The organism is Pollutimonas nitritireducens (assembly GCF_002849615.1).
Lineage (GTDB): Bacteria > Pseudomonadota > Gammaproteobacteria > Burkholderiales > Burkholderiaceae_B > Pollutimonas > Pollutimonas nitritireducens.
In genome coordinates, this window is sequence record NZ_PDNV01000006.1 from 270137 (window position 1) to 285947 (window position 15811).

The window sequence follows — 15811 nt, forward strand, 5'->3', positions numbered from 1 at the left end:
CTCCACAGTAGAAATAGACTTCTAGTTAGCAACATAGCCTCTAGGTGACGGTGTGTGCACCACAACACCCTCTTCAAAAAAAACTTGTATTTCCTGTTCTCCGAAACCTAGCTCTTCCAGAATCTCCACAGTGTTCTCCCCCACTCGCGGAGCAGGGTCCACAGGAAAATTTCGAGGAGACCCGGGTACCCGAGGAACCTCGCACACCCCTGAACAATGCTCTATTTCGCACAATAGGTCGAGCGCCCGCACCTGCGGATCCGCCTGCATCGACGCATAGTCCTTTACAACACCGCACACGACTCCCTCACGCGAAAGAGTTTCCTCCCAATATGCGCTCGGACGGCTAGCAAAAATACTCTCAAGCATTGAGTTGATCGCCGAAGCGTTTTCGGCGCGCGTCTCGGCAGAGTTGAACCGACTGTCCGTTACCCAGTCATCTCGACCAATAGCGCGACAAAGGCCGGCGAACATCCTGTCATGGAGAGAGCTGACGTTGATGAATCCATCAGATGTCATAAACGTGCCGGCTGGGACACTGAGCGGAACGCGTGATCGATCCTTCGTTAAGTCGGCGTCAACGATCGAGTTTCCCTGCATTGCCAAGGCACATTCAAGGAGCGATACCTCGACTCGAGACCCTTGCCCAGTTATGGATTTCTTGTAAAGTGCGGCGGCCGTTGCATGAGCCGCATAGACACCGGTAACAGCATCGACAACAACTGTGCCTACTTTCTTCGGCGTGCCATCTTTGTCGGCATTCGCCTGCATCAAACCGCTCATTGCCTGCAGCGTCGAATCGGAGCCGGGACGTGCAGCGTACGGCCCAGTCGGTCCAAACGCCGTAACCGATACATAAATCAGCCTTGGGTTTTCCTCGAACATAGTGTTCCAGGACAATCCAAGCCGCTCCATCACCCCAGGGCGAAAGCTTTCAATTAGAACGTCAGCATTTTTGCAAAGCCGGCGTAGAAGCATGCGACCATTCGAAGTACTCGCATCAATTGCAATCGAACGCTTGCCTAAATTGTTAACGATAGCCAACGCGCTTAGGCCGTCCGAAGCGAACCCAATGCCGCGTCCCCAATCCCCATCCAACGGCTCTACCTTGGTCACTTCTGCGCCGTTTTCCCGTAGCATTCGTGCGCAGTACGGGCCGGCAACACCCTGACTGAGATCAACCACCTTTAGTCCTGCGTAAGCGCCCGACATAACAATGCTCATGGACAACGACTCCTAACTGAATACAACACGCGTTTTCGAAGCGTCACTGTGATCGCTACGGCTGAGATGCCACTGCAGTTCAATGCTGGGTATGCCCCTGCTCCGCTGCGAACTTCTCACGGAAGGTCCAGACCTATTGATGCGTCCGAAAGCAGCGTCACATCGTCAGCTTGGAATCCAATCAAAATGAATGAACGTTCATTTTATAGTATAAAGAAGTACTGGAAAGTGTCAATCAGGAACCGGTAAAACTGCAGCTTGTTACGTAGGCTCAGCCAGTATGGTCTTCCGAATGATTCATGCGCGCATCACTTTTTCCTAAGCTCGATTTTTCCCCGGAGTCGCGCGATCGCATCCCGATGACCGGTCGTTGTGGCTGCAAGCGCCAAAGCATCGGCTTCGTGAGCCAGAGCATTTGGCAAGTTCGTTGTCCAGCCATGCGATATCAGTGCCTTGGTGAGCACAAGTCCCTCGGCGGGAAGCTCGAGAAGCTGTCGGGCTAGCGCGAGCGCATCCTCATCAAGCGACGCTGCTGGTACCACGCGCCTGGTCAATCCTACGGCAGCTGCTTCGTGCGCTGTCAGTTCACCGCCGCTCAGAAGCACGTCGAGCGCAATCGCCGGAGAACTCTTCGCCTGCAAAAGCGCCGCCGCGCCGCCGTCAGGCACAAGGCCCAGTCGGGTGAAGGGAAATATCAACTTCGCGTCGTCGGCCATTACCAGTATGTCTGCTGCAAGCGCTAATGAGGCCCCTCCACCGAGAGCGATACCCTGCACGGCGGCGATGACCGGCTTTTGCATCCGCACTATTTGCATATGATGAGATTGTGCAAGCAACACTCTCTCGCGCCAAGCCAGTGGGCTCTGCGGTGCTGCAGACATGTCGGCGCCCGTACAAAACGCGCGACCGTCGGCACGTAGCAACACAACACGGATCTGCGCGTCTTCGGCAGCCGCTGCCAAAATCGCACCAAACTCTCGCCGCATATCCTTATCAAGTGCGTTGAGCTTGTCGGGCCGGGCGAGCGTAATAACACCCAGACCGTCGCTTATCTCGAATCTCACCTTCTCTGTTGTCTGCATCACCACCGTGCTCTCTCCTGTTTCTGTCTGGTCAAAGGAATCGAAATTGATGTGTCGGACGAACCACGTAGAGTCCGCGAAACGGCCTCGGGACGACCCTGCTGCGGAAACCGTCATAACGTACTAAGGGTTAACTGGAAGCGTGATTGGGGCAATATCCTTTGACGAGTCGAATCCGTGGTCGCGCGAAGTAAACTGGTTGACTACCCATGGCGCCCGGACCGCCCATACCAACTGTATATTCGTCAGGCTTTGACCGAGCGATAGCAGCGGTCCCAATATTGCCAACGACACCAGCCATATTCTTAACAGCTACCAGTTGCCCCAGATCTATTGACATCTCGTTCGCTAGCTCCCGCATCGCAGCGTCCCCAGCACTTCCCGGTGCCAGCGGGGCAATCAATGTTATTGGGCGCGACCGGAAGGAATCGTCGGCATGCGCCAAACTCGACGCGAATACCGCGAGCATTGCTGCGAGTATCAAGGAGCAGCTTATGGACTGTAGCGGTCGTCAAAAGTAGCTAATGGTTCGGCTACAAAATGCGACTTCATCATGGTGGCCCTTCCACTTTACGATGGAATGACTTCTTTCGTTTCATAAAAGTAGTCCCTGCGTAGCGAATAAAGTCTGCTACGCAACGGAATGACACTGACGCGTCGCGAAAATCCAGATACAAAAAAGCGCGCTTGCTTGATGAAGAGCGGGCAGCCGCCAGAGTCAAGCCAATGGGCCACCGATACGCGAGACGGAAGAACGATGACGCGAGCCAATGCAATTCGGCGGTTGGCCCAGGCTTTTTATTCTGCGCGGCGATAAATCACCTAGAGCTCCTTCAAACCGCGCATCTATATAGCTAATTCGTGCTGAGCCACATAGGCAGCAGCCCGCCAGCTAATAGTGGCCGACTTGGTCAGTCCGCCCACATAGCCGGAACGGGCTCCGCCCTCGAAGCCGCCCGTGCAACATCCTGACGCGTACAAACCTTGAATCGCCTCACCGTCCTCGCGTAGCACACGACCATCAGCGTCGATTGAAATTCCTCCCATAGTAAACGTAATCCCGGGTACCAATTTCACCGCGTAAAAAGGAGCATGCGCGATGGGCCGCGCAGCCCCCATAGTGCGGGGGGGCACGAGCCCCGCCGTGGCTCCTTGGGCCAGCGCTGCGTTGTAACGATCAACGGTTTGCAGAAGGCCACTTGGGTCAACACCCATCTTAATGGCTAGGTCCTGCAACGAATCCGCCGACTCGATCGTCCCGCCCGACAAAACCAAATACGGGTTGGCGGGAAGTATGAACTCAGTAGCTGGACCTTCCCAGATAGAACGGTCGAACACCACCATCGTGCTCTGCGGATCGTCCAAACGCGCCAGCACGTTAGTCATATATACGCCGCCCAAACCCTCATCTACGACTCGCCGCCCGCCGCGGTCTACCACAATCGCCGCGCCAGCCAGTAAGTCCATGATGGGATAAGGCCATAGCTTTTCATTATGCATGGCGTCCTGGCTCAACAGATGCCCATAGATATTTTCCATACCTACCAAGGCTGCACCGACGTCGGCTGCGAGACGGATAGCGTCGCCGCGGCTCACGGCGGCGCCTCGCTGCTTGAGGCGTTCAGGCGCTGGGCTCACATATTGACGCAACATATCCAGGTTGGCTTGAAAACCGCCGTCAGCCAGCATTACCAAGTCAGCCTCAAGCGTACCAGTCTGCCCTCCGCGGGTGTAATGTACGCCAGAGCAGCGTCCATCGTTCATATGCAGTCCGACCGCGCGTGCCCCGAGCAGCATATCTCCGCCGTGGGCCGTTACAAGCTGGCGAAGCGTTCGCAACAGCATGTCACCTCCCCGCCCTTGCCAATTTAAACCAGGCTGCAACAAACTGGGTGGTGCAAGGAAATGCTGGCGCCAACTGTCGGGGCCTCCTTTCATCAGGCGGATGCCCTTGTCCCGTAGCCAGCGCACGACATGCCTTGCATCGGTCGCGATAGCCCGGGTCAGCCCATCCGTGGCAAAGCCCGTAGTCGCCGCCTTGATTGCCGCTTCCAACGTCTCGGCAGGCTCGTCGATATCATGAAAGCACAAGTGAAAAGCGCCACCGGTATAGCGGGTGTTGCATTTGTACAGATCCTCTTCACCCTGCTCTAGTACGACGACCTGACAACCGAGCTCCGATGCACGCGCCGCGAACACCATGCCGGCAATCCCCCCGCCCACCACCGCAATACGCAACGGCTCACGCCGAACTGGAATCTGCTCTTTCATTTGGGAAGCAACATATCTGCGATGAGTTCCACCATTTCGACCAAGGCACGGCCAATGACAAACACCACCACGCTCAATATCACAGCAGCACTGGCGAATATTACGGAGGCCGCTTGCCACCCGATAGCAAGCCCCACAACCGCCAACATGACCGCCACTGCGAGCATCAAATTACGTCCATGCCGCGCCACGAATCTCAACATCGGGTAGCGCGGGATGTTTAGGGACATTGTTTCCATTACAAATCTTCCTTTTCTAAAAATTCTCGGACGCGCGCTGCAACCGTATCCGGCCGCTGAATCGGCGGGAAATGCGCAGCACCGGCCACCATTTCAAACCGAGCACCCGTAATGTGCGCAGCCAACGCAACTCCCGTCTCGGGCGGCCAAATGAAATCATGCTCCCCGGTCAGCACCAAAGCCGGCATCGCGATACGGGCAAAATCAGCCTTCTCAAGCTTGAAAGCGGCTAACGCCTCGGAATGTAGAGCATATGAAGTCGGCGTGTTACAGGTGAACCGTTCTAGATACTGATCCCATGAAGCACCGACACTACCATCAGTCAACCCTTTAAAGGCATTGCGAAAACTTGCTTCAGCCACCACACGCATGCCATCGGCACGCACTTTACCGGCACGGTTAAGGAGGTAGTTGCTGCTATTCACATCGATTGACGGCGTGCCGTCGCATAGCACCAAAGCACTTAGCCGGCTTCCATAACGAGTCGCGACATGCGTGGCGGTGACGGCGCCCATGGCCAAGCCCATTAGTACAAAGCGACCCTGGATGCCTACTGCGTCAGCAAAACGGACAGCGTCACGCGCCAGGTCCCAGACAGCGAACGGCTGGGATGTATGCTCGGAGCGACCCGCGCAGCGCTGGTCGAACGCATAAATGTCGTACGTATCACGCAGGCGCTCGGCGAGCGGCAACCAGCTTTCTAGCGTTCCGCCCAGCTCATGCAGAAGCACCAATTTTGGAGCGCCGGCAGGGCCAGGAAAGTGCCTGTAATACAAACACAGCGAAGGGTGGAGTTCGAGTTCGGGAAGAGTCAGATAAGGCATTGCTAGCTCACGCTTTCTTTGGAACCGATGCCGAAATAAGCATTGACGACATCGGGATTATTAATTAGTTCTTCGGCAGACCCTGATAACTCTACCGAACCATTTTCTATGACGTAGGCACGATCGACGAACGACAACACTGAACGGACATTCTGCTCGACGATTAGCACGGTCACACCCTGGTCGCGGATGTCGGTGATGGCCTGGAAAAGCTGTTTGACAATAGTCGGTGCAAGACCGAGCGACGGCTCATCCAGCAAGAGCAATTGCGGTGCAGACATCAGCCCACGCCCAATTGCCACCATTTGCTGCTCCCCGCCGGAAAGCGTGCCGCAAAGCTGACCGCTACGCTCGTTTAATTTAGGAAACAGCTTGTAGACTGTTTTCAGGCTTTGATCGCGTCTATCCCGCGCGCGCGGCGTTGAAACGCCCACTAGTAGCGTATCTCGGACAGTCATTTCCGGAAATAGTTGGCGCCCTTCCGGCACACAAACCAAGCCTCGCGCGACCATCTGGCTAGGCGTGAGGTTTGTCGTTTCCTCGCCATTAAAATGTATCGACCCGCCAGTTGACTGGATCAAGCCCGAAATGGCTCGCATGGTGGTGGTCTTTCCCGCGCCATTCGACCCGACCAGGGCCACGATTTCTCGCTCCTTAACGTCGAAAGCAAGGCCGTGAAGCACCGAGAATAAACCGTAGCCAGCATGCAGGCCGTTTACTTCAAGCAAACTAGGCATTGACGATCCCCATATAAGCGACCTGCACTGCTTCGCACTGTATTACATCGGCGGCCGTACCTTCGGCAATAAGTCGCCCAGAGTCCATGCATAACACATGCTGTCCCAGTCGTTGCACGATGGCCAAAGAATGCTCCACTAGCAGCACGCCGACGCCACGTTGATGCACCTTCTCGATCATATCGGCCACCTCGTGTTGTTCCCTTAAGTTAAGGCCTGCCATGACCTCGTCGAGCAATAGATATGTCGGCCGGGTGGCCAGCGCCCTGGCAACTTCCAGCCGCTTCAGATCCGGCAACGTAAGATAGGAGGCAAGAAAATCCCGCTTTCTATGCAAGTCGACCTCATCAATAATACTCAGGGCATGCGCCCGTGCCTCTTTGTAGCTGGTGGCGTGCGCATAGGCCCCGACCATCACATTATCAAGCACAGTCATATCCCGAAACGGCTTGACAATCTGGAAGGTGCGAGCAATGCCGGCGAGTGCGACACGATCAGCGCGCATGGCGGAGACATCCAGATCATTGAACCTGACTCGCCCCTCCGTCGGCTTCAGGAACCCCGACAATACACTGAATAAGGTCGTTTTTCCCGCACCATTGGGGCCGATAATGCACAATATTTGATCGGTCTGCGTTTGAAAGGAAAGGTCATCAACGGCACGAAGTCCACCAAAACGAACGCTCACATTTTCCGCTCTCAACATGTCATGATGCCTTTTGAATCGTGCGGACGGATAACTGCGTTGCCTTTCGATTTATACGCCGATACAGCACTTGACCGACAATACCGCGCGGGAATACCAGCAGAATCACGACGAAGAAAAGACCGTAAATCATTTGCGCGAGCGCCGATACGGAAGTCGTGCCAACCGTGCTGCCCAGCAGAATCAGGGCTTCTTGTATTAACACCACTACGATGCCCCCCAGAAATGGACCGAGTGCGGTCCCCCGTCCACCCAATACTGCTCCCATCACCATGATTAGCGTTATAGACAATGAAAGGTCATAGCCCGGCTCCACATAACGCACGAGGCCGGCATACACCACGCCGCCAATACATGTAAGGCCCGCACTTATGACGAATGCGAACCGTTTAATGCCGCTCACGTCTACCCCTAGGGCCGCCGCTCCTTCTTCCTGCTCCCGCAGCGCTACGAGGTCATATCCCAATTTGGAGCGTTCCACCGCCAGGCTAGCCAACGCCAATGCCACGGACATTGCCAAAAAGATGTAAAAGAACGGCAGGTTCGAGGAGAAACTGAGATTCTGCATACCGGGCGTATTAGGGATCTGCAATCCCTGCGAACGCCCAAGCGTATCGCTGTTGATGACCAAAATACGAGCTATCTCCGCCAGCAGTAGTGTGCCGACCGCGAAGTAAATTCCGCGCAAGGCATAGCGAAAGCAAATCGCAGCGATGATCCACGCCAATATAACTGACACAAGCACGGCAAGCGGCAACGCCGCAATCAAAGGCACGTCAGGCAGCCGCGCCAATAACGCAACAGAGTAGGAACCGATAGCAAAAAATAGAGCGTGACCCAACGACATCTGGCCAGCGTAACCTCCAATTAAATTCCAACTGGCTGCGAGGTATCCGCACATCAGCCCCATAATCATTACCCGTGTGTAATACGGATTGATCCAGGGTGCCGCTACTGCGGCTACGATCACCACTACTGCCGCGGACAACCACAGCGCAGCGCCCTGCTGGCGGAACGAGTCGGTCAATTTTGAAAACATAGCTTATCCAGTCGCTCAGCGTCTGATGGCACTGATCAGACCCGTCGGCCTAACCAGAAAGATAAGAAAAACCAAGGCGTAGACAATAGCGAGCGCGAGATCACCGTGGCCCATAACCTGGGATACGGCGATGATGATGCCAACGATAAGGCCCCCAAGAATGCTGCCGCTCATACTGCCCAAGCCGCCCAACACAGATACGACCACGGCGACAATGGAATACTCGAACGCCCGTTCCGGAAATATCGGAGCGATTGTGGCCAATGCGGTACCACTCACTGCTGCGCACGCTGCGGCAATGCCCAGTGCAACGGCCGACAAGTGTTCAACATTGAGCCCCGAAACACGCGCACCCGTCGGGTTCTGAGCGCAGGCGTGCAACTTTCGTCCAAGGTCGGTGCGCGTAAGCATCAGGTGAAGCAGAACCAGTACCAGCAAGGACACGGCCGCCGCTGCGATTTGCGTGTACTGCAAAAAAAGTGGCCCCATGATTATCGACTGCTGCATACCCTCTGGCACCAAGGAGCGAGCATCCGCTGAAAAGAAAAACTGCGCCAAGTACTGTAATGCGATGAGTAGGCCGATAGAGAATAAAATTTGGCTGTCTTCCGGGGTCTCTAGCGAGCGGACGATCAACCAGCGATGCAAAAAGTACCCAATAACAAACGCGACTGGCGCGAGGAGGAAAATCCCAAGATATGGATTAATTCCAGTCGCATCCCATAACGTGTAAGCGGCGTACATCGACCACAGCACCACCGCACCATGCTGGAAGTTCACCACTCGTGACACGCCGAGGCTCAGGTTGAAGCCAGCGGAGAGTAGGGCCAACGTCAGTCCGCCGAGGATACCGCTTGTGACACCGACCATTAACAGAGTAAGAAGCATCATATCCGGCCGTGTCAGGTCCGCTTCGACCAGGCAGGCATGGGCCATACCGCTTCGATCGTAGCCATCTCACTTGGGTAAACGATGCGTTGCTGCCCTTTTCGCAACTGCATAACCAGCCCTTTCGCCTTGATGTTGTCGCCCTTTTCGTCGAATTTAATACCATCGCGTAGCACGTACGGGTTGCTGCCGAGCTCGAGGTCAGTGGTACGTAGCGCTTCCGCTAACGCTCCGCTGCTAAGGTCAGTCGCGCGCTCCAGCGCGTCGTATAGAGCTCCCACACACGTCACCGCCAGCGATGCTTGATCGTCTAGATCTCGGCGATACTTGGCTTTGTACGCATCAGCGTAGTTCGCTAGCAGGGGATTCTTTCCCGTCAACTCAGGCACAAAACCGACTACATCGGTTACGAAATCGGCATCCGCCTTAAGGTTTTCCACATACTCGGGTGTGTACGGAGCACCAGCGATGTGCACCGAAGCCATCAAGTCGTAATTAAGCGCTTTCATCCCGCGCATGACCTGAATACCGTCGGGAGCAAAAAGCGCGTGAAAAATTAGATCGACACCAGATAACTTGAGGCGTTGGAGAATTGGCAGAAAATCGCTGACCTTGCCGGCCGGAAACGAAACGTTCTCCTGGAAATTCCAACCGGTCTGCCGAACCCGGCTAATCGCACCTTGTATTGCATCCTGACTGAAGGTAGAGTCGTCTGCCATGGTAGCGACTTTACGGGGCACTGTGCCTGTGACCTTAACCATTTGTTCTGCAAAATCAACGCCAGTAGCAGCCAAATGGCTGGCGCGCGCCCCAATGCGAAAGAAATACTTCATGCCACGGTTTGTCAGGGAGTCGCCTAAGTCCGTGCTGATCATTGGAACGCCGGCTTTTTCAGACACTGCACTGCCAACCATCGTAGCACCGCTCGTTGCGTTGCCAATTACCGCCAGGACGTTATTGACCTGTATTACCCGTTCTGTCTGCGTACCCGCCATTTGTGGGTTGCTCTGATGGTCGACCGAGATAAGGTCGATCTGCGCACCACCTTTGGACTTGATGCCGCCCGACGCATTGATTTGCTCGACAGCTAAACGCACCGCGTTATTGACCGGGGCCCCCCACGGCCCAGCACGACCAGTAAGCCCTACGACTACGCCGATAGGAATGCGCTTGGGCTGCGCCCGAAGTATGCCTGGAAACGCTAAGGCGACGGCCGCCCCGCCCGCACCCAACGTTAGGCTTCGCCGCGTATGGTCGATTCCCGTGCTTTGCGGCTGGCGGCTATCTTTTGCTCTGTCTTCCATTGAGGTCTCCAGTGCTTTCTAATGAATGGTTATTCATTCATTATTGCGGGTTGGATCCGCTTTGTCAATTACTAGAAACGAGTTCGTTTCTAGGGAGATACCCCAGTCCACGGATCAAAATTCCGAGCGCGGTTCTGGATATAAAATGAACAATAGTTCATAATAGATACCGGCGCTACACGCAAATTGCAGCGTTCGTTAACACGGCGCGCAAACAAAGCCGCCCACGGAGTTCACTTGCAAATGAAAAATACAGCCGATGAAACGCCTCTCATGGCGCGCCGCCGGGCGCAACTTATTAAAGCTGCAATCATGCGCTTTTCGGACGTGGGATATCACGTTACCACCATTAAAGAGATTGCTGCCGAGGCCAACGTAAGCGCCGGACTCATTTACCAGTATGTTGCAGACAAGCAAGACCTACTGTTTCTTGCGCTACAGCACATCGTCAAGCGCAATAAAGAAGAAGTTCCACGTGCGCTCGAAGGAGTCGAAGATCCTATCGCGCGACTACATAAGGCCATCGATGCCTACTCCCGTGTAATAGCTGCTAACCAAGAGGCGGTACTACTAACCTATCGAGAAACTAAATCTCTCAAGCCTGAATACATCGCGCAAATGAAGACGCTCGAAATCGAAACCAATGCGCTAATAGCAGAATGCATCGAAGAATGCATACGGGCCGGCTATTTAGCACCAACGAACGTCGAATTGCTTGTTTACCGCGTTATATGCGCCGCGCATGCCTGGCCGTTGAAACACTGGCGATTACGTCACATCGTGACGCTGGACGAATATATCGACCAGGCGGTCCATGCACCATGGAAAGACTTGCTGTTGCCTCGCGGTACGAGCCGCTATGAGGCGCTTCGCCACGCCGGTGAACTATCTTCTGCCACTCTTGCCGCCCAACATGAGCACGATGAGACTGAACATACACCGGTGGAATCTCGGGTAAAACCCTCCAAGGGCAGCCGCACAATGTAGTTGCCCGGCGCCTGACTTCTCACCCCTTACGCCACTGACACCACGGCCACCTGCTTATGAACGCGGCCGCGGCGAGTGTCTCAGGTTCGCCCATCAGGCACAAAGTAAAAATCTCCAATCGTGCGGATCTCTGACAGATAACGCGCATCGACGCGGGTACCGTACGCCAGCTCTTCCGTATCTGTAACGACAAATGCCTTGATGCAGGTATCCGCGCCGTCTGGTCGTACCAGCGCCGATGCAACACGCCCTCCCAAGTGCTTCAGGTGCTCAGGGGTCTCCGGCAACATCACCACAGTCAGCACCTCGCCCTTGCCGTCCAGCGGATATTCGTGCGCCGGCTCATAGCACTTCGAACAAATCGGACGCAGCGGCAGCCAGACAAAGCCACAGCCGCTGCAGCGACTGGCGACCAGTGTCTTGTTCTGCAAGCCGTGGAAATAGGCTGACTGGCCACCATAACTGAGCCGATATCTGTATACGTCCTCGAGCTCCACCTCGAAAATTTCGAATTCACTCATGATTTCCCCAATACGATTGTGCAGCTTTGAGAAATACCCGGCCCGCCAATAGCTGAAAAGATTGCCCGCCCATGATTGATGGGGACTTGGGTTCCACCGGCACGACCTCTTAGTTGCTGAACGATTTCCCCGACACGCGAAATGCCTGAACAGCCGGCTACGTGGCCGCAACCTATCATTCCGCCCGAAGGATTGACCGGCATGGCGCCGGACCGTTCGGTGACCCCTTCGTCGATCAGCCTTCCGCCCTGCCCGGGTTCACACAGTCCCAGTTCGGCATAGCTCATAAGCTCGACGCCGGTGAGCAAGTCATGCGTTTCGATGAAATCCAGCTGTTTAAGAGGATCAGTAACGCCGGCCATGGCGTAGGCCCGCTCCGCAGATTGCTGCTGACAAGGCAAACGCCCCAGCTGATGGAAATCGGGCATGTAGCTGCGCTGATTTGATGCGCCAACACCCTCTATCCAGATCGGGTTCGAGCACATCTCACGGGCTTTATCCTCGGAAGCGAGGATCAAAGCGGCCGCTCCCTCGCTGTAGAGGCAGCAATCAAACATCTTGATTGGTCCCGCGATACGCCGTGAAGCCATCACTTGGTCAACTGTGAGTGCGAGCCCACTTTGGGCCAAGGGGTTGGCAAGGGCATTGCCATGGTTCTTCACCGAGACCTTTGCCATTTGTTCTTCTGTAGGCGCGCCGTATCGATCGATATGCGCTTGGACCGTAAAAGCGAAGTTGGCTGCGGCGAGCGGCTCGACAGGCACTTCCCAATTGGTGTCCAGATCCAGCATGATGGCCTTCAGGAAGGCTGATGAGCGCTTATTCCGCTCAGGATCCCATAAATCCATGCCCTTGCCCGAACCAACTACTAGCGTAACGTCGGACATGCCGGACAATATCTCGATCATGCCTTGACGAACAGCCATAGCACCGGTGACGGCTCCTGCAGTTACGTGCACAGACGACTTACCGGCCATGCCAATGTAATCCTGCATCGTGGTGCTGGGACAGCACTGCCTGACCCATGCAACCATCAAGTCTGAAAGCCCCCATACCACATGATCAACGTCGCTGGCCGAAATGCGCGCGTCCGCAAGCGCCGCTTTGGTCACATCGAGAGCCAATTCGTAATATGTCTTGTCGGCGTAGCGGACCCGCCACGGAATCAAACCGACTCCTACGATACCTACTTTCAAATCTTCACCCCTTTAATTTTTTCTCAAACTGCAAGCGATCAATGTATCGCCAGCAGGCTACCGTAGCCCGTTATTCGATCCTGCAAGCCGGCAGTGCGCAGCAGCTTCCAAAGCACCGCCGTAGGAGAAGTGATAACCGGGCGTCCCATACGATTTTCCAACAGCTCGACGATTTCCTGCGAATTCATATTCAGGCAGCTAATGAGCAACGCGTCTGCATCGGGATGCCAAGCACGCCTCGCCAATTCATAGATCTGCCGCGCGTCCGGCGAAGCTAGTTCGAACGAATCCCTGATGTTCAGGTTCGCAGTTCCCAGCACCCGAAACCCGGCTGTCTCGAATAGCTGTTTCTCGGCGTGGTCGATTGCATCGGTATAAGGAGAGGCGATCGAAATTTTGTGGATACCCAGCACGCGCAGTGCATCAATGATCGCGCCGACCGCGGTAAAGCATGGCTTGCCCGTCTCTGCTTCGAGCGCCTGCTGCAAGCGCTTGTCATAGTCCAGCCCCTGCACGATACTCGACGCAGTGCAACCGTATGCAATAACATCAGGCCGGCAGCTTGCAATACAAGCGGCCGCATCCATGCCTTCTTCGTGGTCCATCCGCTGCAATGCCTCTGCAGTGACTTGGCTGGTTAGCAGCATGCGAGAAGCGTGCACGGAGATATCGGCCCCGACAACACGCCCAAACCATGGTTCGACCACGGTGTTGACGCCTGGCAGTATTATGCCCAAGCGCGCACGAACAGGGGGCCTTTCACGTAGCAATGAGGCGGAACCGGTCTTTGTAGCTTCGTCGAACGGCGGCCAAGTATGGGAGTCGATAGCCATGACGGTCAGCACATCGTCAAACCACCGCTGACGCTGATGGCTTGTCCCGTAATAAACGACGCGCCGTCAGACATCAGGAATACCGCCGCGGCTGCTACCTCTTCAGGTTGCGCGAGGCGGCGCATAGGAATGGCGCGCACCATTGCGTTGCCAATTTTGCCGCCGAACTCGTCATTCTTGACCAGATCGTCCCACAGACCCGTATCGGTGGGGCCCGGACAAACGACATTGACCAACACATTGTGGCGGGCGTACTCGCGAGCAATAGACTTAGCGAAGGCGATAGCGCCGCCGCGGCATGCAGCTGAAACCGACTCGCCGCTGGTACCGACTTTGCCCGAGTCCGAGCCGACGAACACGATACGACCACCGCCATTGCGAATAAGCTCTGGCAAAACCGCCCGCACTGAATCGATAACGCTGCGTAGTTCCACCGCGATCGTCGTGTCAACCGTATCCTCGGACGTTTCGAGAAAAGGCAAGATACGCAGTGCAGTGCCGACTGTGCTCATGAAGGCATCAAGTTTGCCGTATTGCTCTACAGTGGCTGAGACAATGGCAGATATATCGTCCCGGCGCGTCAGGTCTCCCTTTACGAGCAGCACCCGATCATTGCCATAGTCCGCGGCAAGCTGTTTCAGGCCATCGGCGTTTGAACGGTAATGAAGCGCTACGCTGGCACCGCGTTCCAATAGCATCTTGGCTGCGGCCAGGCCAATGCCCCCCGACGCTCCGCCCACTAAAATAACTTTTTCTTTCAAATCCTGTGACATTTGCACCTACTCCTTTGTAATGTTATTTTCTTGATGACGCCAACCATCCAGTTACATACGCTTGGCTACTTCTTCGAGCATGACCTCAGTGGCACCACCGCCAATGGCATGGACACGGGCATCCCGGTACATCCGTTCGATTGGCGTCCCATTCATATACCCAGAGCCTCCATGGAACTGAACACAGTCGTCCACGACTTCATTAGCTAGCTCTCCACATAACGCCTTGATCATGGACACTTCCTTAACACAGTTGACACCCCGAGCATCCAGACCGGCAACCCCATAAAGGAAATATCGCGCGCTTTCAACCCTGGCAGCAAGCATCGCCAGCCTTTGGCGGATAGCCTGCTTATCCCACAGAGTTGCTCCGAAGGCCTTACGCAGCCGCACATAGTTCAACGTCAAGGCGATCGCTGCCTGCGACTCGCCAATAGCCTGCGCAGCCAGCACGAGTCGCTCGTTCTGCACGTTCTTCATCAAAGCTGCGAACCCGCGATTCCGCTCACCGAGCAGGGCGGACGCGGGTACTCGGCAGGCATCGAATGACAGTTGAGCGGTATCGGAACTGCGCCAACCCATTTTTTCCAGGCGACGCTCCACCCGCAAGCCTTGCGTGCCTTTCTCGACAAGAAATAGAGAGACTCCTTGCGACGGCTTTACAGAACTATCAGTACGTGCGGCCACTACATATAGATCTGCATTTACGCCATTGGTGACAAAAGTCTTGGCACCATCCAATACCCAACTCTCCCCGTCACGCGCAGCGCGCATTTGCAGCGCGCCAATGTCCGATCCCACGTCCGGCTCGGTCATTGCAATCGCGACAACGCAATCGCCGCGGACGATAGCAGGTAAGAAACGCTCTTTTTGCTCGGGTGTTCCTACCGCTGCGAGCGGCGGCGAGGCCGTGTCGGTCTGCGTCAGAATAGTGATCGCGAACCCCCCAAATGTGCTTCGCCCCAACTCCTCTGCGAACACCACAGATGCAATCGTATCGGCGTCGGCGCCACCGTACTGCGACGAAAATCGCAGACCGAGCATTCCAAGCTCCCCCATCCTGCGTATCACCGAGCGCGGCATTTGGCCGTCGCGCTCCCAAGCTTCTGCATAGGGGATGACCTCGCGTTCCACAAAGCGCCGCACCTGGGTACGCAACGCTTCGTGCTCTTCGCTCACACCCATTA

General features: G+C 55.5%; 17 protein-coding genes. 1 reads left to right on the plus strand and 16 read right to left on the minus strand.

Annotated features, from left to right (window positions below; genetic code table 11):
* Positions 1-21 precede the first annotated feature (21 nt).
* The 11 genes from CR155_RS11005 to CR155_RS11055 form a co-directional block, all read right to left on the minus strand.
* Positions 22-1224 carry a CaiB/BaiF CoA transferase family protein gene (locus CR155_RS11005; protein ID WP_233214152.1) on the minus strand — a complete coding sequence of 401 codons (1203 nt, stop codon included), beginning with the start codon at positions 1222-1224 and terminating at the stop codon, positions 22-24.
* Between the two features lie 308 nt (positions 1225-1532).
* Positions 1533-2306, minus strand: coding sequence for an enoyl-CoA hydratase/isomerase family protein (locus CR155_RS11010; RefSeq protein WP_102070070.1), 774 nt, complete (start codon positions 2304-2306; stop codon positions 1533-1535).
* A 130-nt stretch (positions 2307-2436) separates the two neighbouring features.
* On the minus strand, positions 2437-2775 hold the full coding sequence (locus CR155_RS21380; protein WP_102070071.1) for a tripartite tricarboxylate transporter substrate-binding protein: 339 nt from the start codon (positions 2773-2775) through the stop codon (positions 2437-2439).
* Positions 2776-3152: 377 nt separating this feature from the next.
* Positions 3153-4577 carry an FAD-dependent oxidoreductase gene (locus CR155_RS11020; protein ID WP_102070072.1) on the minus strand — a complete coding sequence of 475 codons (1425 nt, stop codon included), beginning with the start codon at positions 4575-4577 and terminating at the stop codon, positions 3153-3155.
* Positions 4574-4816, minus strand: coding sequence for a hypothetical protein (locus tag CR155_RS11025; RefSeq protein ID WP_102070073.1), 243 nt, complete (start codon positions 4814-4816; stop codon positions 4574-4576). The genes CR155_RS11020 and CR155_RS11025 overlap by 4 nt, the downstream gene beginning before the upstream one ends.
* Positions 4816-5640 carry an alpha/beta fold hydrolase gene (locus tag CR155_RS11030; RefSeq protein WP_102070074.1) on the minus strand — a complete coding sequence of 275 codons (825 nt, stop codon included), beginning with the start codon at positions 5638-5640 and terminating at the stop codon, positions 4816-4818. The genes CR155_RS11025 and CR155_RS11030 overlap by 1 nt, the downstream gene beginning before the upstream one ends.
* Before the next feature lie 2 nt (positions 5641-5642).
* Entirely contained in the window at positions 5643-6377 is a 735-nt protein-coding gene (locus tag CR155_RS11035) for an ABC transporter ATP-binding protein (RefSeq protein ID WP_102070075.1), read from the minus strand.
* Positions 6370-7083 (minus strand): ABC transporter ATP-binding protein, encoded by a 714-nt coding sequence (locus CR155_RS11040; protein ID WP_102070076.1) that lies wholly within the window; start codon positions 7081-7083, stop codon positions 6370-6372. Before CR155_RS11040 ends, CR155_RS11035 begins: the two co-directional genes overlap by 8 nt.
* A gap of 1 nt (position 7084) precedes the next feature.
* Complete coding sequence (locus CR155_RS11045) at positions 7085-8122, minus strand: branched-chain amino acid ABC transporter permease (protein WP_102070077.1); 1038 nt, start codon at positions 8120-8122, stop codon at positions 7085-7087.
* A 15-nt stretch (positions 8123-8137) separates the two neighbouring features.
* Positions 8138-9058 carry a branched-chain amino acid ABC transporter permease gene (locus CR155_RS11050; RefSeq protein ID WP_233214154.1) on the minus strand — a complete coding sequence of 307 codons (921 nt, stop codon included), beginning with the start codon at positions 9056-9058 and terminating at the stop codon, positions 8138-8140.
* Positions 9025-10314 carry an ABC transporter substrate-binding protein gene (locus tag CR155_RS11055; protein ID WP_102070078.1) on the minus strand — a complete coding sequence of 430 codons (1290 nt, stop codon included), beginning with the start codon at positions 10312-10314 and terminating at the stop codon, positions 9025-9027. The genes CR155_RS11050 and CR155_RS11055 overlap by 34 nt, the downstream gene beginning before the upstream one ends.
* Before the next feature lie 243 nt (positions 10315-10557).
* Between CR155_RS11055 and CR155_RS11060 the strand changes: the two genes are divergently transcribed.
* Entirely contained in the window at positions 10558-11301 is a 744-nt protein-coding gene (locus CR155_RS11060; protein WP_102070079.1) for a TetR/AcrR family transcriptional regulator, read from the plus strand.
* Positions 11302-11381: 80 nt separating this feature from the next.
* On the opposite strand, the gene CR155_RS11065 is transcribed toward CR155_RS11060, so the two are convergent.
* The 5 genes from CR155_RS11065 to CR155_RS11085 are packed head-to-tail and all read right to left on the minus strand — an operon-like array spanning position 11382 to position 15809.
* Entirely contained in the window at positions 11382-11822 is a 441-nt protein-coding gene (locus CR155_RS11065) for a zinc ribbon domain-containing protein (RefSeq protein ID WP_102070080.1), read from the minus strand.
* Positions 11819-13018, minus strand: coding sequence for a thiolase family protein (locus tag CR155_RS11070; protein WP_102070081.1), 1200 nt, complete (start codon positions 13016-13018; stop codon positions 11819-11821). The genes CR155_RS11065 and CR155_RS11070 overlap by 4 nt, the downstream gene beginning before the upstream one ends.
* Positions 13019-13056: 38 nt before the next feature.
* Positions 13057-13851, minus strand: coding sequence for a maleate cis-trans isomerase family protein (locus tag CR155_RS11075; protein WP_233214156.1), 795 nt, complete (start codon positions 13849-13851; stop codon positions 13057-13059).
* Positions 13852-13856: 5 nt separating this feature from the next.
* Positions 13857-14624 carry an SDR family NAD(P)-dependent oxidoreductase gene (locus CR155_RS11080; protein ID WP_102070083.1) on the minus strand — a complete coding sequence of 256 codons (768 nt, stop codon included), beginning with the start codon at positions 14622-14624 and terminating at the stop codon, positions 13857-13859.
* A 51-nt stretch (positions 14625-14675) separates the two neighbouring features.
* Positions 14676-15809: an acyl-CoA dehydrogenase family protein gene (locus CR155_RS11085; protein WP_102070177.1), complete on the minus strand. Its 1134-nt coding sequence runs from the start codon at positions 15807-15809 to the stop codon at positions 14676-14678.
* Between the last annotated feature and the right edge of the window lie 2 nt (positions 15810-15811).